The sequence below is a fragment of the Streptosporangium roseum DSM 43021 genome, assembly GCF_000024865.1.
GTDB lineage: Bacteria > Actinomycetota > Actinomycetes > Streptosporangiales > Streptosporangiaceae > Streptosporangium > Streptosporangium roseum.
Map to the genome: position 1 here is coordinate 8,430,889 of NC_013595.1, position 13,512 is coordinate 8,444,400.

A 13,512-nucleotide genomic window follows, 5' to 3' on the forward strand; every position below is an offset into this window, starting at 1 on the left:
CCATCTCTAGCCAAAGCCCCAACAGCTGTGTAAGGTAACGCACACATCACTGAAATATCAGTGGAATTTCAAAGTGCCGAGGCGCAGTGCGGACCGTTCCGGCGCCGCCGGAGACCAACCAGAGGAAGGTGAAGCGTGAAGAGGCCACTAAAGATCAGCAGCGCCGTCGCACTGACTGCGGGGCTCGTTGCGCTCGCCGGCTGCGGCGGCCAGGAGACCACCGCGACCGCGCAGGGCGGATCGTCCTTCGGAGAGTGCGAGGTCACCGAGAACCCGCCCACCCACAAGCTGAGCACGATGAAGGAAGGCGTGCTCACCGTGGCGGCCTCGCTGCCGTTCCCGGCCGGCTACCGGGGCAACACCCTGGAGAGCGTGGACGGCGGCTACATGTACTGCCTCGACGCCGAGATCGCCAATCGCGCGGGCCTGAAGAAGATCAATCTGGTCAACGCCTCGTTCGAGGCGCTCGTCACCGCCAAGTCCTCCAACTTCGACTTCGCGGTCTGGGACATCTACGACACCCCGGAACGCCGCAAGGTCGTCGACTTCTCCACCCCGTACAACACCTACGGGACCGGCGTGCTGGTCAAGTCCGGATCGAGCCTCGCGGCCTCGACGATCAAGGATGCCACCGTCGGCGTGCTCGCCGGCTCGGTGCAGCTCAAATACGTCCAGGAGACCCTGAAGCCCAAGGATTTCCGGGTGTTCAGCTCCAACGACGACCTCTTCAACGCCGTCCTCGCCGGTCAGATCGACGCCGCCCTGAACGACACGGCCACCGTGATGCCGCGGGCGGCCAACTCCGGCGGCAAGCTCAAGGTGGTCGGCGCCTACCCCGTCGGCGGCGACGTCGCCGCCCTCTTCCCCAAGGGTTCGGCGAACGTCCAGGTCGTGGACCGGATCCTCGCCGACATGAAGAAGGACGGCACCCTGGACGCGATCATGGACAAGTGGCTCAACCCGATCCTCGGCGGGGACCCCGGCAAGCTCCCTGACTGGGCGGCCTGATCATGAACGTCCAGGCATCCGGCACGAGGATGACGGACGGGCTCGCCCCCGGCGACAACGCCTCCGAGCCCGCCCGCCCCCTGAGCACGCGCGGATACCTCAGCGGCGCGGCGGTCCTGGCCCTGCTCACCGTCGTGGTGTGCTACGCGTTCGCCGGCGCGGCCCTGCCCGCGGGGCAACCGCTCCGCATCGTCCTCGGGATCGTGCTGCCGGCGGTGATCGTGGGCGGCCCGCTGCTGGCCGCCTACCGCGGCAGCAGCCTGTCGGACCAGGAATGGGCGGCCGGCCGGTACGTCGCGGCACGCGTGGCCGCCGCGCGGTCGAGGAACGCGTCGATCGCCTCGCTGGGACTGACCGGCTTCATCGCGATCGTCTCGCTGGCCGGCCTGCTCGTCTTCACCAACGACGGCGCCGTGCAGAAGACGTTCCTCAACGGCGAGTTCATGGTCAAGAGCGCCGCGGACATCGGCAAGGCGCTGCTGATCAACGTGGAGATCGCCATCGGCGCGCAGATCCTCGCGATGGTGTTCGGGCTCCTCCTCGCCATCGGCAGGCTGCTGCCCGGCAAGGGGTTCTGGCCCGTACGGGCGCTCTGCATCGCCTACATCGACGTCTTCCGCGGCATCCCGTCCGTGGTGCTGATCTACCTCGTGTGCTTCGGGCTCCCGCTCACCGAGGTGCCGATCCTCAGCGAGGGCGACCCGATCCTCTACGCGGTCGTGGCGCTGTCGCTGACCTACAGCGCCTACAACGCCGAGCTCTACCGCGCGGGCATCGAGTCCATCAACAAGAGCCAGACCTCCGCGGCGCTCTCCATGGGCCTGTCCCAGCCCGACGTCCTCAGGTTCGTGATCCTGCCGCAGATGTCGCGGAACATCGCGGCGCCGATGCTGAGCACGTTCATCGGGCTGCAGAAGGACACCGCACTCGTGATCGTCGTCGGCATCATCGACGCCTTCAGCCAGGCGAAGATCTACTCGGCCAACGACTTCAACCTCTCCGCGGTGACGGCCGTGTGCTTCCTGTTCGTCCTCATCACGATCCCGCAGACCCGTCTCGTCGACTACCTGCTCGCACGGTCGAGCACGAGGAAGAAGGGGGTCTGAGCCGATGTCGACCGCATTCGTGGAGCTCGACCAGGTCACGAAGAAGTACGGCGACCACACGGTCCTCGACCGGGTGGACCTGGCCGTCGACCGGCACGAGGTCGTGACCCTCATCGGGGCGTCGGGATCGGGCAAGTCGACGCTCCTGCGCTGCGTCAACGGGCTGGAGACGATCCAGGGCGGCCGGATCTCCCTGAACGGGGACGTCGTCTCCGGGGAGGGGGTCGACCTCGTCAGGCTCCGCCGCCGGGTCGGGATCGTCTTCCAGAGCTTCAACCTGTTCCCGCACATGACGGTGCTGAAGAACTGCACGCTCACCCCGGTGCGCGCGGGGGTGGCGACCAGGGACCAGGCCGAGGCCGACGCCCGCGTCATGCTCGAACGGGTGGGGCTGAAGGACAAGGTCGGCGCCTACCCTGACCAGCTTTCCGGCGGGCAGCAGCAGCGGGTGGCCATCGCCCGCGCCATGCTGATGCGGCCGCAGGTGCTGCTGCTGGACGAGATCACCTCGGCTCTGGACCCCGAGCTGGTGATCGAGGTGCTCAACCTGGTCCGCGAGCTGGCGGGCGACGGCATCACGATGATGATGACGACGCACGAGATGCCCTTCGCCCGCGAGATCTCCTCCAAGATCTGCTTCCTGCACAAGGGCTCGATCCTGGAGCAGGGACCGCCAGAAGAGATCTTCGGCGCGCCCCGCGCTCCGGAACTCAGGACGTTTCTCCGCAAGATCCACGAGGCCGGCCGGGACTGACCGTTCCGGCAGGCCGCGAGACCGAATCACAACCACGGGAAAACTGACCATGAAGCAGAACTACGACGTCAAGAACTTCTTCACCTACCTCGGCTATCCGAGCGGGGACCGGCCGTACTGGTGCGAGGACCTGCGGAGCCTGTCGGTGTACTGCCGGGGCGATGTCGCCAACCTCGAGGCGCTGCTGGAGCCGACCCCGTTCGAGCTGGCCGACGACCGGTTCGTCGTGCAGATCGCCGACTTCGGCAACGCGACGCCGGGCGCCTTCTACGACTCCGGCGTGGTGATCCCGGTCCGGTACAAGGACCACGTCGGCGTCAACTACTACTTCGAGTACGAGGACCAGCCGTGGAGCGTGGCCTTCGGCCGCGAGGTCTGGGGCTACCCCAAGCACTACGGGGAGATCGAGCTCACGGACGGCGAGAGCGGCGTCTCCGGCACGGTGAGGAGAGCCGGTAAGCTGATCTTCGGGATCTCGATGACCCCCGCCGCCGGCCACTCGAACGAGTCCTGGGCAGACATGACGATGTACCCCCACCTGCAGGTCCACGCGCTTCCCCAGGCCAACGGGCCCGGTTTCACGACCTTCGAGATCGTCTCCCGGGACACCTCGAAGGACTTCACGCTCAAGCGGAAGTCCTTCGGGCCCGCCGACGTCGAGCTGGGCTCGGGGCTCTCGGTCAACGGCGTGGAGCTCAAGGTCGTCGAGGTCCTGGGCGGCGAGTACTCCGTCGGCGACTACGCGTGCACCGTCGAGAACGGCATCTCCACCGTGATCGACGACCTGCTGGCAGGCCCAGGCGAGGCCCGCCCGCTCTGATCGATACCCGCTGAGAGTTTGTGCATGCGGTGGCGTTCGCGGGCCGGACGGGCGGAGCCACGCGCAGAGAGGTCGTGCAAAAGTGTGTTCTGCCTACGTCGCCGACAACGCGAGGACGGGCGCCGGCGAACCGTCGGCTCCGCACCTGCTGAGCGAGTCCGCGTGCGCCACGTTGCGGTCGCGTCTGGTGCGGGTCGAGATCATGCCCGGCGAGCGGCTCAGCGAGCCGGAGCTCCGCTCCAGCCTCGGTGTCGGGACGTCCCCCGTGCGTGAGGCGATCCGGCGGCTCGAATTCGAGAAGCTGATCGTGATCTACCCCCGCAGCGGCACGTTCGCCACCGACATCGCGCTGAAGGATTCGCGGTCCGTCATGGAGCTGAGGCTCCAGCTGGAGGGGCTCGCCGCCGAACTGGCGTGCGGCCGGGGGTCGAAGGCGGAGAAGGAGCAGCTGGTCGCGATCGCGGAGCGGCAGTTCGAGACCGACGACCTGCAGCAGTGCATCGACCTCGACGCGGCGTTCCACCACGGCATCTACCGGATGACCCGCAACGACTACCTCACCACCACGGCCGAGATCCACTTCAACCTCGCCCTGCGGCAGTGGTACTTCTGCTCGAAGGTGGTGGAGACCCCGGACTGGACCGGCGTCGACCATCGGCCGCTGGCCGCGGCGATCGCGGGAGGGGACGCGGAGTCCGCCGGAAGGCACATCCGCGAGCACGTGCTGCACGACTCTCAGCAGATCGTCGACATTCTCACCAACTACGGACTGTAGGCGCTCGACGTCTCCCCGACCGGGCGCCGTGAAGGAGAGTTCCGCGAAATGCCGGTCACCCCATCCACCCTGCACGACCTCTTCTCCCTGGAAGGGCTGACGGCCCTGGTCACCGGCGCGGCCGGAGGCCTGGGCCGGGCGCAGTCCCTCGCGCTGGGCGCGGCCGGCGCGAGGGTCATCGCGTCCGACGTCAGCATGGAGGCCGCCCGGCAGGCCTGCGACCACCTGGAGGGAAACGGCGTCGAGTGCCTGCCCCTGGAGATCGACGCCCGGTCGCTGGAGAGCATCGACGGCGCGTTCGACGCGCTCGACGCCGCCGGCGAGATCCCGGACATCCTGGTCAACAACGCGGGCGTCTCCCTGCGCAACAGCGCGCTGGAGGCCACGCCGGAGGAGTTCGACACCACCCTCTCCATCAACCTGCGGGGCACGTACTTCATCGCCCAGCGGGCCGCGCGGAGGATGCGGGGGCACGGTGGCGGGCGGATCGTCAACGTGTCGTCCATCGGCGGTCTCGTCGTGGACGGTGAGCGGTCCTCGGTGTACGACGCGTCGAAGGCGGCCGTCGTCCAGGTGACCAGGAACATGGCCTTCGAATGGGGCAGGTACGGGATCCGGGTCAACTCCATCGCGCCCGGCTACATGCGCACCGCGATGACCACCGACCTGTTGCCCACCAAGGAGGTCGAGGACGATCTCGTCAGAACGCATGTCCCGCTCGGCCGTGTCGGGGAGCCTCGGGACCTGAGCGGAGCCGTGATCTTCCTGGCGTCGGAGGCCTCGGCGTACGTCACGGGCCACACGCTGACGGTCGACGGCGGCTGGGTGGCGTCGATGTAGGCCCGCGGCAGGTGCTCCCGGGTGATCCCGGTGCGCAGCACGGACAAGATGCCCCGCAGGGCCGGCCGGTCATCGAGCCGTTCGCGCCCCGGCCGACCATCGAGCCGTTCGCGCCCCGGCCGACCATCGAGCCGTTCGCGCCCCGGATGACGGAGCGACGCTCACGCCTCGGTAGCAACAGCTCGATGACCTGCCGCGACTCGCCACTGACCTGACACGGCTTCAACCGCGCCGTCGCCACAGCGAGAGATCAGAACCCAACAGAGATCATTCCGCGAGAGGTCCTAAAAGGTGATGGTGACCTTGCCGTTCAGGCCGCCTCTGCCGAAGTGCTCATGCGCCGCGCGGATTTCACGCACGGCGAAGGCGGAATCGACGCGAGGCGTGAGAACTCCCTCCTCGACGAGCCGGCTCAGTTCGCTCAGTCCCTTGCCGTCCTCGCGGACCTGGTTGACGGTGGTGCGGACCCCGCGTGCGGACAGGTCGGGGACCGGTCCGGCCTGGGTGGCAATGGAGGCGTAACGTCCGTGGTCGGCCACCGCGTCGGTGACGAGGGCCCCGAAGGTGTCGAAGACGGCGTCGTAGTGACGGTCTTTCAGATCCGCCCGGTCGGTGGTGGCGAAGTCCGCGCCGTGTTCCCGGACGAAACCGAGCTGTTCCTCGCGCGACACGAGGACGTCGACGCGCACGTTTCGAGCCACGGCAAGCTGGAGGGCCAGACCGCCGACCGCGCCCGCCGCCCCGGTGATGAGCAGCCGTTCACCCGCGGAGACGGCCAGCCAGTCGAGCGTCTGCAGGGCGCTCAGGCCGGGCAGGGGCAAGGTGGCCGCCTCGGTGAGACTGATCGCCGCCGGTGCGGTCGCCAGCGCGTCGGCGGGAAGCGCCACCAGGTCGGCCCACGTCCCCCGGCCCGTGCCGAGCTGGTGGGACATCGCGAGCACGCGCTCTCCCACCTGCCGGCCGGTGCCGCCGCCGTCGACCACGATGCCCGCCAGGTCCCAGCCCAGTGTCATCGGCAGCGGAGGGGTACCTTCGCCGATGGCGCCTTCACGGGTCTTGGCGTCGACGGGGTTGATGCTCGTCGCGACGGTACGGACCAGCACCTCGCCCGCCCCGAGCTCGGCGGGTCCGGCGACGTCCAGTACCTGCAGCACCTCGGGGCCGCCGAACCGGTTGATCCTGATGGCACGCATGAAACAGTCCTCTCCTCGTGTCGGTGGTCGCGGGTGACCGTTCATGGCAGTCCGTCACCCGCGTACGCGGCGCGTCGATCCGGTCTGGGGGCGTGCTCCCGTGGAGGCGTTGTCCCGCGCCGTCCTGCGGCGACGCTGCCGCGGCCACGCGCGCCGGGCCGTCCGCCTGCCCAGCGGTCGCCTGTCAGGTCAGGTCGAGTACGGCCTTGCCGTGCAGGCGGCGTTCGCGCAGGGCGTCGAGGGCTTCGGCGGCCTTGTCCCACGTGCCGCGCCAGGCGATACCCGGGTCGAGCGCGCCCCGGGCGACCAGTTCGGCGAGGCGGGTCAGGTCGGGCCCGAGGCCGGTGCAGGCCAGCAGGTAGAAGGAGGAGATCGACCGGTTGTGACGGCCTTCGTTGCCCAGGAACGCTCCTGGCGGAAAGGTGATGTCCTCCTGCACGGCGTGACCGGCGGAGACCAGGTGGCCGTGTTCGGCGAGCCGGGCGTACGCGTCGACGAGGTGGGCGCCGCCGACCAGTTCGACGACGCCGTCCACCGGCTCGCCGAGCTCCCATGGCGCGGCGATCACCTCGTCGGCGCCGAGCCGTCGCAGGCTCGCCCCGTGCGCTTCCGGATCGCCGGTGACCGCGATCACGTGAGCGCCGTCCTGGTGGGCGAGTTGGACCGCGTATCTGCCGACGCCGCCGGTGGCCCCGGTGACCAGGATCCGCTTGCCGGGCAGGGCGCCGATCCTGTGCAGGACGCGCAGCGCGCTGGCGCCCGCGACCGGGACGGTGGCGATGGCCCCGAGGTCGGCGCCCGCCGGGACCGTGCCGATCAACGCGGTGTCCACGGCCCGGAGCTCGGCCCAGGCGCCGCCGTCGGCCAGGGTGACCACCGGGGTTCCCGTAGCCGGTCCCGATCCGTCCCTCGCGGCGCGCTCCACCACACCGGCCGCGTCCCAGCCCGGGACGGCCCCGTCGGGTTGCCCCGCGATGACGTACTTCACCTCGCCGTAGTTCAGCGAGGTCGCAGCGGCCCGGATCAGGGCCTGATGCGGAGCCGGTTCGGGATCGGGAACCTCCGCGAGCCGCAGCCCGGCGGGGACGGAGCGATCGACGACCAGAGCACGCATGGGCGTACACCTTTCGCGGAGAGCACGTTGACTTCCAGCACTATAGTGCCACTCAGAGGCGAATGCTTATTAGAGGCCTCACCTGTGGATGGCGTGTCATGGCCGCCGTCCGTCAACGCCGGCCACCCGCGTGCCCGTCTCCTGAACCTCGTCGTATCGATGTCACCGTCCTGGCGTCATGTCACGGCCAGGTGCCTGCGATGGTGCCGCGGGGTCTCGGCCTCGTCGAGCAAGGTGAGAGCGAAGTCGGCGTAGGAGATGCGGTCTGCGGCGTCGCCGTGTTCGCGGATGCCGTAGTGGCCGGTGCGCTCGCCCTCGTGGTCGAAGTCGCCGGCCGGGCTGACGTACACCCAGTCAAGCGCGCCGCCTTCGGCGCGGAGCACCTCGAGACCGGCGGCGTGCGCCAGGCAGAAGGGCCGGAACTCGGCGGGGAAGGCGGGCGTGTCCAGCATCCGGGTCCCGTCGGGGACGGGCAGCAGCGCGGACAGCCCGACCGCGACCAGCCTGTCCACTCCGGCCTGCCGCAGGCCGTCGACGAGGGCATGTGCGGCGTCGGTGAAGAACGCGTCCGAATCGGTTCCCGCGGCCGCGTTGATCGCGGCGTCGTGCCCGGCCGCGAGGGCGGCGACGTCCGCCACGTCGGTGACGTCGCCGGCGGTGATCCGTACGCCGCCGTCCGTCAAGCCGCCGTAGCGCGAAGGGTCGCGCACCACCGCGGTGACCTGGTGTCCACGCCGGCGCGCTTCGGCGACGGCCTGCCGGCCGGCTCGGCCGCCTGCCCCGAAAACCACGATCTTGCCCATACTTGAATACCTCCGATTGAGTCGATGCTCCGGAAAATAGCCTGAAGTGTGGTTACTTCCTGGATACCGAGACCGGATACCGCCCCAACCGCGAGACAGGAGACCACCATGACGCACCCGCAGCCACTGCCTCCCGACATGTTCGACGAGCTGTGCCCGTCCTCGCTGCTGCCGTTCCGTTTCGGCGACAAGTGGGCGGCCCTGGTCATCCGCTGCCTGGAAGACGGCCCGCGCCGATTCTCCGAGCTCCGCGTGCCACTGCGCCGCGTCACCCCGAAGGTGCTCACACAGTCGCTACGCGGCCTTGAGCGAGACGGGCTCGTGTCACGTACGGCGCACGCCGCTCCGAGACCGCGGGTGGAGTACGCGCTGACGCCGCTGGGCCACAGCATGCTGGAACCACTGGAAGCCGTATACGCCTGGGCGACTGAGCACTGGGACGAGCTACTCGACGCGCGAGAGCAGTACAGGGCCCCGTAGCCCCGCGCATGCTCCGCGGAGCGGATCTCCCCGTCGCAGCTGTTTCCCACCCTGCGCCGACGCGTCGCCGGTCGAGGCAAGGATGATCACATACACCCGCATGGGCCCCGCTACGGCTGCCGCCGGCCCTGAGGGACGGCGGTGCCGCGCATGAGCCCGTGGCAGGCGATGGCGGCGGCGGCCACCACGTTGAGCGAGTCCACGCCCGACGCCATCGCCGTGGGGCTCATCGGGATGCACACCTGTTCGTCGGCCTCCCGCAACCAGCGCGAGGACAGGCCGTCCCCCTCCGAGCCGAGCAGCAACGCCACCCGCTCACGCATCTCGACGGTGTCCATAGGGGTGGCGTCCTGGTCGGGAGTCAGCGCCAGCGTCTGGAAACCCGCCGCCCGGATCTCCTCCAACCCGTCGTACCAGTTGCCCATCCGGGCATAGGGGATCGCGAAGACCGCCCCCATCGACACCTTCACCGATCTTCTGTAGAGGGGGTCGGCGCACCGCGGCGAGAGGATGATCCCGTCCACCCCGAGGGCGGCGGCGCATCGGAAGATCGCGCCGACGTTGCCGTGGTCGACGAGGTCCTCCAGGACGAGGAGGCGGCGGGGCGGCCGGACGGGCCCGCCCTCGTCCACGGCGCCGGCGGTCGCGTGAGAGGCCCCGCGCAGGACCTCGTCCACCGGGGGCAGTTCCCGGCGCTCCATCGCGGCCAGCGCGCCCCGGTGCACCGGGAAGCCGGCGATCCCCTCCATGACGTCGTCGTCCACCACGTACACCCGGTCGCCGAGCCCGTCGAGCAGATCGGCGAGCGGGTCGGCCCAGCGCCGGGTCAGCAGCACCGAACGCACCGGGTAACCGGCCGCGACGGCCCGGCGGATCACCTTCTCCCCCTCGGCGATGAAGAGGCCGTGCTCGGCCTCCATGCTCTTGCGCAGTTCGACGTCGCGCAGGTTGGCGTAGTCGGCGAGGCGGGGATCCGAGGCGTTAAACACCTTCGAATACTGCCATGACCCGCCTGAGCTGCCACATCAGCGCATAGACGAGCAGCAGGACGCAGCAGCCGGCCACCACCCCGGCCCCCACCCGGTGGACCGTCTCGGCCCAGCCGCGAGGCGGGAAGACGACCGGCCAGATCGCCGCGCCCAGCAGCGTGGCCACGACCGCCGCCAGCAGGACGCCGCGCCGGGTCCGGGCGGAGAGCGCCAGACGCTCCGGCGGCGCCTGCGGTTCCATCCGGGACAGCCCGAGCCAGGCCCACCGGGCCACGACGGCCAGGCCGACGACCGTGGAGAGGTACTGCAGCAGGCGGAAGACGGGCAGGAGCCCCGCCACCCGCGTGTCCAGCCAGTCCCAGCCCCACACGGCCGAGCTGTAGTGGTGGGTGAAGGAGTCCCACAGCTTGTGGGTGAAGGCGCCGACGGCACCGCCCGCGACCACGGCGGGCAGCCGGCGCAGGCCGTACGGCGCGGGGGCCAGCGAGGCGATCCTGCCCGCGAGAGCGGGCGGGAACAGCGCGGTCAGCGGGTCGCGGAGCAGTCCGTGGAAGACCGCGAGCAGCATGACGACGGCGAGCGGGGCGATCGTCAGGACGCCCCGGTAGGAGTGCCAGGTCATGTAGTCCGGCAGGAAGGGCAGGAAGGACAGGAAGATCGGCAGGTCGGGCACCATCGCTCCCAGGGCGAGGGCCCAGGGGTCCAGCACCCGGCGCATCCGCGCCGAGGAGACCAGCGGCAGCACCGCGGCGACGTGGCTGGGCGTGAACGGCACGTGCTTCCCCCCGAGAATCTGCTGACGCGCTCCCGGGGAGACTACGCCGTCCCGGCCGTCGCCGAGATCTCGCGACTTCGCGCCGATACCACGCACGGTGACGTGTAAGTTGCTGAGCGTTGTGGTACCGGGATGCGGGGGGCATTGTGGCTGACCAGATGGTGTTGGCACGGCCGGCGACGACCGACGAGTGGCTGCGCGACGCCCGCAGGGCGCGCACCCTCTCCCTGGCCACCCTGGCCTGGCTGGGCGCCGAAAGCGCGCTCGGCCTCGCCGCCGGGCTGGGGTCGCACTCGGTCGCGCTGATCGGCTGGGGCGTGTCGTCACTGGTGGAGGCTCTGGCCAGCCTCATCGTGGTCTGGCGGTTCACCGGGTCGCGGACCCGCTCGGCGGACGCCGAGGACAAGGCCCGCAAGGCGGTGGCGATCAGCTTCTGGCTGCTCGCGCCCTACCTGCTGGTCCACGTGGCACACGACCTGGAGGCGGGGCACCGGGCCGTGCCCAGCGTGCTGGGCATCGTGGTGACGTCGGTCAGCCTGGTCAGCATGCCGCTCCTGGGACGGGCCAAGCGGCGGCTCGGCGCGCGGCTGCACTCGGCGGCGACCTCGGGTGAGGGGACCCAGAACCTGCTGTGCGCGCTGCTGGCCGCGGGGGTTCTGGCCGGGCTCGGACTGAACGCCATCGGATGCTGGTGGGCGGATCCCGTCATGGCGGTGCTGCTGGCGGCGGTAGCCGTACGAGAGGGCCGGAAGGCCTGGCGCGGACACTCCTGCTGCCACTGATCCCGGCTCTCCACGGAAGATCACAGAGGTTAGTTACTGTCGCGTACAGTAATACCCGCACCAAGAGAGGCGTTTTGCCGCACTATGTGTTCCCAGTACAGTTCCGTGAACATTGCGGAGAACCTCCCGATAGGGTGACCCGCTAGCTCAGGACATCGACACCGAAGAGGGCATCGTGGGCGGACGTCACCGGACGGATGAACTCGAGGACGGCTACGCCTCCTCCAAGGAACCGCCCAGACGGCGCCGTGGCGGACGTGGCATGGTGCTGGTCCCGCTGGCCGGGTCCGTGGCCCTCGCGGTGCTGCTCGGCGTCGCCGCCTATGTGATCATCAACCGGGACCGGGGATGCGCCGGGGACGAGATCGCGCTGCGGGTCACCGCCTCCCCCGACATCCGGCCCGCCGTGTCCCAGATCGCCGAGCGCTTCAACAAGGCCGCTCACGAGGTCGAGGGCGGGTGCGCCACCGTCACGGTGTCCGAGGGCGTCCCGGCGACCGTGGCCTCCGGGCTGGCCGGCGGCAAGACCGGCGCGATGGACGTGTGGATCCCGGACTCCGGGCTGTGGGTGGCCAACCTGCGGGCCAAGAACCCGCAGGCCCCCGAGGCCGGCGCGTCCGTGGCCCACTCCCCCATCGTCATGGTGGCCTCCGGCTCGGTGGTCCCGAAGCTGAGGAAGAGCTTCGGCGAGGCGAGCTGGGGCGGCATGATCAACGCCGCCAACGTGGCCAACGTCGAGGGACCGGGCCGCAAGGTGCGCGTGCTCGCGCTGGACCCCTCCTTCAACGCCGCCGGGCTCGGCGCGCTGCTGGCCGCCTCCGGAGTGGCCACGGCCTCGGGCGTCGGCCAGGAGCAGCTGGTCGGGGCGCTCAAGACCCTGTCCGGGTCGGCGGTCCGCGACCAGGACGCGCTGCTGTCCAGCCTCGGCGTCAAGGGCACCCGGGCTCCGCTCGGCGTCGCCTCGGAGCAGGGCGTCTGGGCGTTCAACAACGCCAAGAAGCCGGAGGTCCCGGCCGTGCCGCTCTATCCGGCCGAGGGCACGCTCAACCTCGACTACCCCGTGGTGATCACCACCAAGGACGCCAAGGTCCGCAAGGCCGCCGAGGCCTTCGGGAAGGAGCTCGGCACCGAGTCCGCCAGGAAGACGCTCCAGGACCAGGGCTTCCGCACCCCGGACGGCAAGGGCGGCAAGCCGGTCGCCGACAGCGGCGGCTTCCAGGCCAAGGCCCCCCAGGCGCTGAAGACGCCCGACGTCAAGTCGGTCGCGAGGATGTCGCAGTCCTGGTCCCGGCTGAACCTCGGCACGCGGCTGCTCGCGCTGCTGGACGTCTCCGGCACGATGGCGACACCGGTCCCCGGGACGGGCGCGGACCGGATGCGCATGATCTCCAAGATCGCCATCGAGGGCATGCAGCTGTTCCCGGCCAAGAGCGAGATCGGCGTGTGGGAGTATTCGACGCACCTCGCCGGCCAGGGCGTGGACTTCCGCAAGACCGTCCCCGTCGGCCCGCTGGCCGGGAGCATCGACGGCGTGCTCCGCAAGGACCTGCTCGTCCAGAAGCTCTCCACGATCCAGGCCAAGCCCACCGGGGACACCGGCCTGAACGACACGCTCAAGGCCGCCTACGGGCAGATGACCAGGGAGTACCAGGGCGACAAGATCAACACGGTGCTGATCCTCACCGACGGCGCCGGCAACGACGACCCGGACGGCGGCGTCTCCAACGAGGAGATGCTGCAGTACCTGAAGAAGACCTACAACCCGGAGAAGCCGGTCAGCATCCTGCTCATCGCCTTCGGCCCCGAGGCCGCCGCGGGCAAGAAGCAGATGGACGCGCTGGCCAAGGCGACCGGCGGCGAGGCGTTCATCGCCCGCGACATCCTGCAGGTCCGCAAGTTCTTCCTGAAGGGCATGGAGCGCCGCATCTGCGCGCCCAACTGCTGAGCGCCGGTCCTCCCCGTCCTGTACGGCCGGCGTCCCACGCGCCCCAATAGTTTCAGTTTTACCAGTTCATACCAGGTCGGCATGGTATCGACTGGTCAGGACAACCCGTCACGGACAGGTGGCGTCCT

General features: G+C 69.8%; 14 protein-coding genes. 9 read left to right on the plus strand and 5 right to left on the minus strand.

Translation table 11 applies throughout. The features are described from left to right. Nucleotides 1-135: 135 nt before the first annotated feature. The 6 genes from SROS_RS36850 (at nt 136) to SROS_RS36875 (ending at nt 5,303) form a co-directional block, all read left to right on the plus strand. On the plus strand, nt 136-1,008 hold the full coding sequence (locus tag SROS_RS36850; protein WP_012894041.1) for an ABC transporter substrate-binding protein: 873 nt from the start codon (nt 136-138) through the stop codon (nt 1,006-1,008). Between the two features lie 2 nt (nt 1,009-1,010). Then, nucleotides 1,011-2,114, plus strand: a complete 1,104-nt coding sequence (locus SROS_RS36855; protein ID WP_012894042.1) for an amino acid ABC transporter permease — start codon at nt 1,011-1,013, stop codon at nt 2,112-2,114. A 4-nt stretch (nt 2,115-2,118) separates the two neighbouring features. After that, on the plus strand, nt 2,119-2,868 hold the full coding sequence (locus tag SROS_RS36860) for an amino acid ABC transporter ATP-binding protein (RefSeq protein WP_012894043.1): 750 nt from the start codon (nt 2,119-2,121) through the stop codon (nt 2,866-2,868). Between the two features lie 49 nt (nt 2,869-2,917). Continuing rightward, complete coding sequence (locus SROS_RS36865; RefSeq protein ID WP_012894044.1) at nt 2,918-3,688, plus strand: acetoacetate decarboxylase family protein; 771 nt, start codon at nt 2,918-2,920, stop codon at nt 3,686-3,688. Nucleotides 3,689-3,770: 82 nt separating this feature from the next. After that, the gene (locus tag SROS_RS36870; RefSeq protein WP_012894045.1) at nt 3,771-4,463 is read left to right on the plus strand and encodes a GntR family transcriptional regulator; all 693 of its coding nucleotides are present in this window, start codon (nt 3,771-3,773) and stop codon (nt 4,461-4,463) included. A gap of 48 nt (nt 4,464-4,511) precedes the next feature. Further along, nucleotides 4,512-5,303, plus strand: a complete 792-nt coding sequence (locus SROS_RS36875; RefSeq protein ID WP_012894046.1) for an SDR family NAD(P)-dependent oxidoreductase — start codon at nt 4,512-4,514, stop codon at nt 5,301-5,303. Nucleotides 5,304-5,587: 284 nt separating this feature from the next. On the opposite strand, the gene SROS_RS36880 is transcribed toward SROS_RS36875, so the two are convergent. The 3 genes from SROS_RS36880 to SROS_RS36890 form a co-directional block, all read right to left on the minus strand. Beyond that, nucleotides 5,588-6,496, minus strand: coding sequence for an NADP-dependent oxidoreductase (locus tag SROS_RS36880; protein ID WP_012894047.1), 909 nt, complete (start codon nt 6,494-6,496; stop codon nt 5,588-5,590). A gap of 184 nt (nt 6,497-6,680) precedes the next feature. Continuing rightward, nucleotides 6,681-7,610, minus strand: coding sequence for a zinc-binding dehydrogenase (locus SROS_RS36885; protein ID WP_012894048.1), 930 nt, complete (start codon nt 7,608-7,610; stop codon nt 6,681-6,683). A 176-nt stretch (nt 7,611-7,786) separates the two neighbouring features. Then, the gene (locus SROS_RS36890; protein ID WP_012894049.1) at nt 7,787-8,413 is read right to left on the minus strand and encodes an NAD(P)-dependent oxidoreductase; all 627 of its coding nucleotides are present in this window, start codon (nt 8,411-8,413) and stop codon (nt 7,787-7,789) included. Between the two features lie 108 nt (nt 8,414-8,521). Here SROS_RS36890 and SROS_RS36895 point away from each other — a divergent pair, with 108 nt between their 5' ends. Next, nucleotides 8,522-8,893 (plus strand): winged helix-turn-helix transcriptional regulator, encoded by a 372-nt coding sequence (locus tag SROS_RS36895; protein ID WP_012894050.1) that lies wholly within the window; start codon nt 8,522-8,524, stop codon nt 8,891-8,893. A 110-nt stretch (nt 8,894-9,003) separates the two neighbouring features. Here the strand turns inward: SROS_RS36895 and SROS_RS36900 are convergent, their stop codons facing one another. Next, the gene (locus SROS_RS36900) at nt 9,004-9,882 is read right to left on the minus strand and encodes a TrmH family RNA methyltransferase (RefSeq protein WP_012894051.1); all 879 of its coding nucleotides are present in this window, start codon (nt 9,880-9,882) and stop codon (nt 9,004-9,006) included. Beyond that, nucleotides 9,875-10,657: a DUF4184 family protein gene (locus SROS_RS36905; protein WP_012894052.1), complete on the minus strand. Its 783-nt coding sequence runs from the start codon at nt 10,655-10,657 to the stop codon at nt 9,875-9,877. The genes SROS_RS36900 and SROS_RS36905 overlap by 8 nt, the downstream gene beginning before the upstream one ends. Nucleotides 10,658-10,815: 158 nt before the next feature. Here SROS_RS36905 and SROS_RS36910 point away from each other — a divergent pair, with 158 nt between their 5' ends. Both SROS_RS36910 and SROS_RS36915 read left to right on the plus strand, forming a co-directional pair. Then, nucleotides 10,816-11,439 carry a cation efflux transmembrane domain-containing protein gene (locus tag SROS_RS36910; RefSeq protein WP_012894053.1) on the plus strand — a complete coding sequence of 208 codons (624 nt, stop codon included), beginning with the start codon at nt 10,816-10,818 and terminating at the stop codon, nt 11,437-11,439. Nucleotides 11,440-11,614: 175 nt separating this feature from the next. Then, nucleotides 11,615-13,384 (plus strand): substrate-binding and VWA domain-containing protein, encoded by a 1,770-nt coding sequence (locus SROS_RS36915; RefSeq protein WP_245564418.1) that lies wholly within the window; start codon nt 11,615-11,617, stop codon nt 13,382-13,384. Nucleotides 13,385-13,512 lie beyond the last annotated feature (128 nt).

What these genes read in the sequence shown, in the direction of transcription:
- SROS_RS36855 (WP_012894042.1), top strand. Translation starts at nt 1,011, where the DNA reads ATGAACGTCCAGGCATCCGGCACGAGGATGACGGACGGGCTCGCCCCC.
- SROS_RS36860 (WP_012894043.1), top strand. Translation starts at nt 2,119, where the DNA reads ATGTCGACCGCATTCGTGGAGCTCGACCAGGTCACGAAGAAGTACGGC.
- SROS_RS36865 (WP_012894044.1), top strand. Translation starts at nt 2,918, where the DNA reads ATGAAGCAGAACTACGACGTCAAGAACTTCTTCACCTACCTCGGCTAT.
- SROS_RS36875 (WP_012894046.1), top strand. Translation starts at nt 4,512, where the DNA reads ATGCCGGTCACCCCATCCACCCTGCACGACCTCTTCTCCCTGGAAGGG.
- SROS_RS36880 (WP_012894047.1), bottom strand. Translation starts at nt 6,496, where the DNA reads ATGCGTGCCATCAGGATCAACCGGTTCGGCGGCCCCGAGGTGCTGCAG.
- SROS_RS36885 (WP_012894048.1), bottom strand. Translation starts at nt 7,610, where the DNA reads ATGCGTGCTCTGGTCGTCGATCGCTCCGTCCCCGCCGGGCTGCGGCTC.
- SROS_RS36890 (WP_012894049.1), bottom strand. Translation starts at nt 8,413, where the DNA reads ATGGGCAAGATCGTGGTTTTCGGGGCAGGCGGCCGAGCCGGCCGGCAG.
- SROS_RS36895 (WP_012894050.1), top strand. Translation starts at nt 8,522, where the DNA reads ATGACGCACCCGCAGCCACTGCCTCCCGACATGTTCGACGAGCTGTGC.
- SROS_RS36910 (WP_012894053.1), top strand. Translation starts at nt 10,816, where the DNA reads ATGGTGTTGGCACGGCCGGCGACGACCGACGAGTGGCTGCGCGACGCC.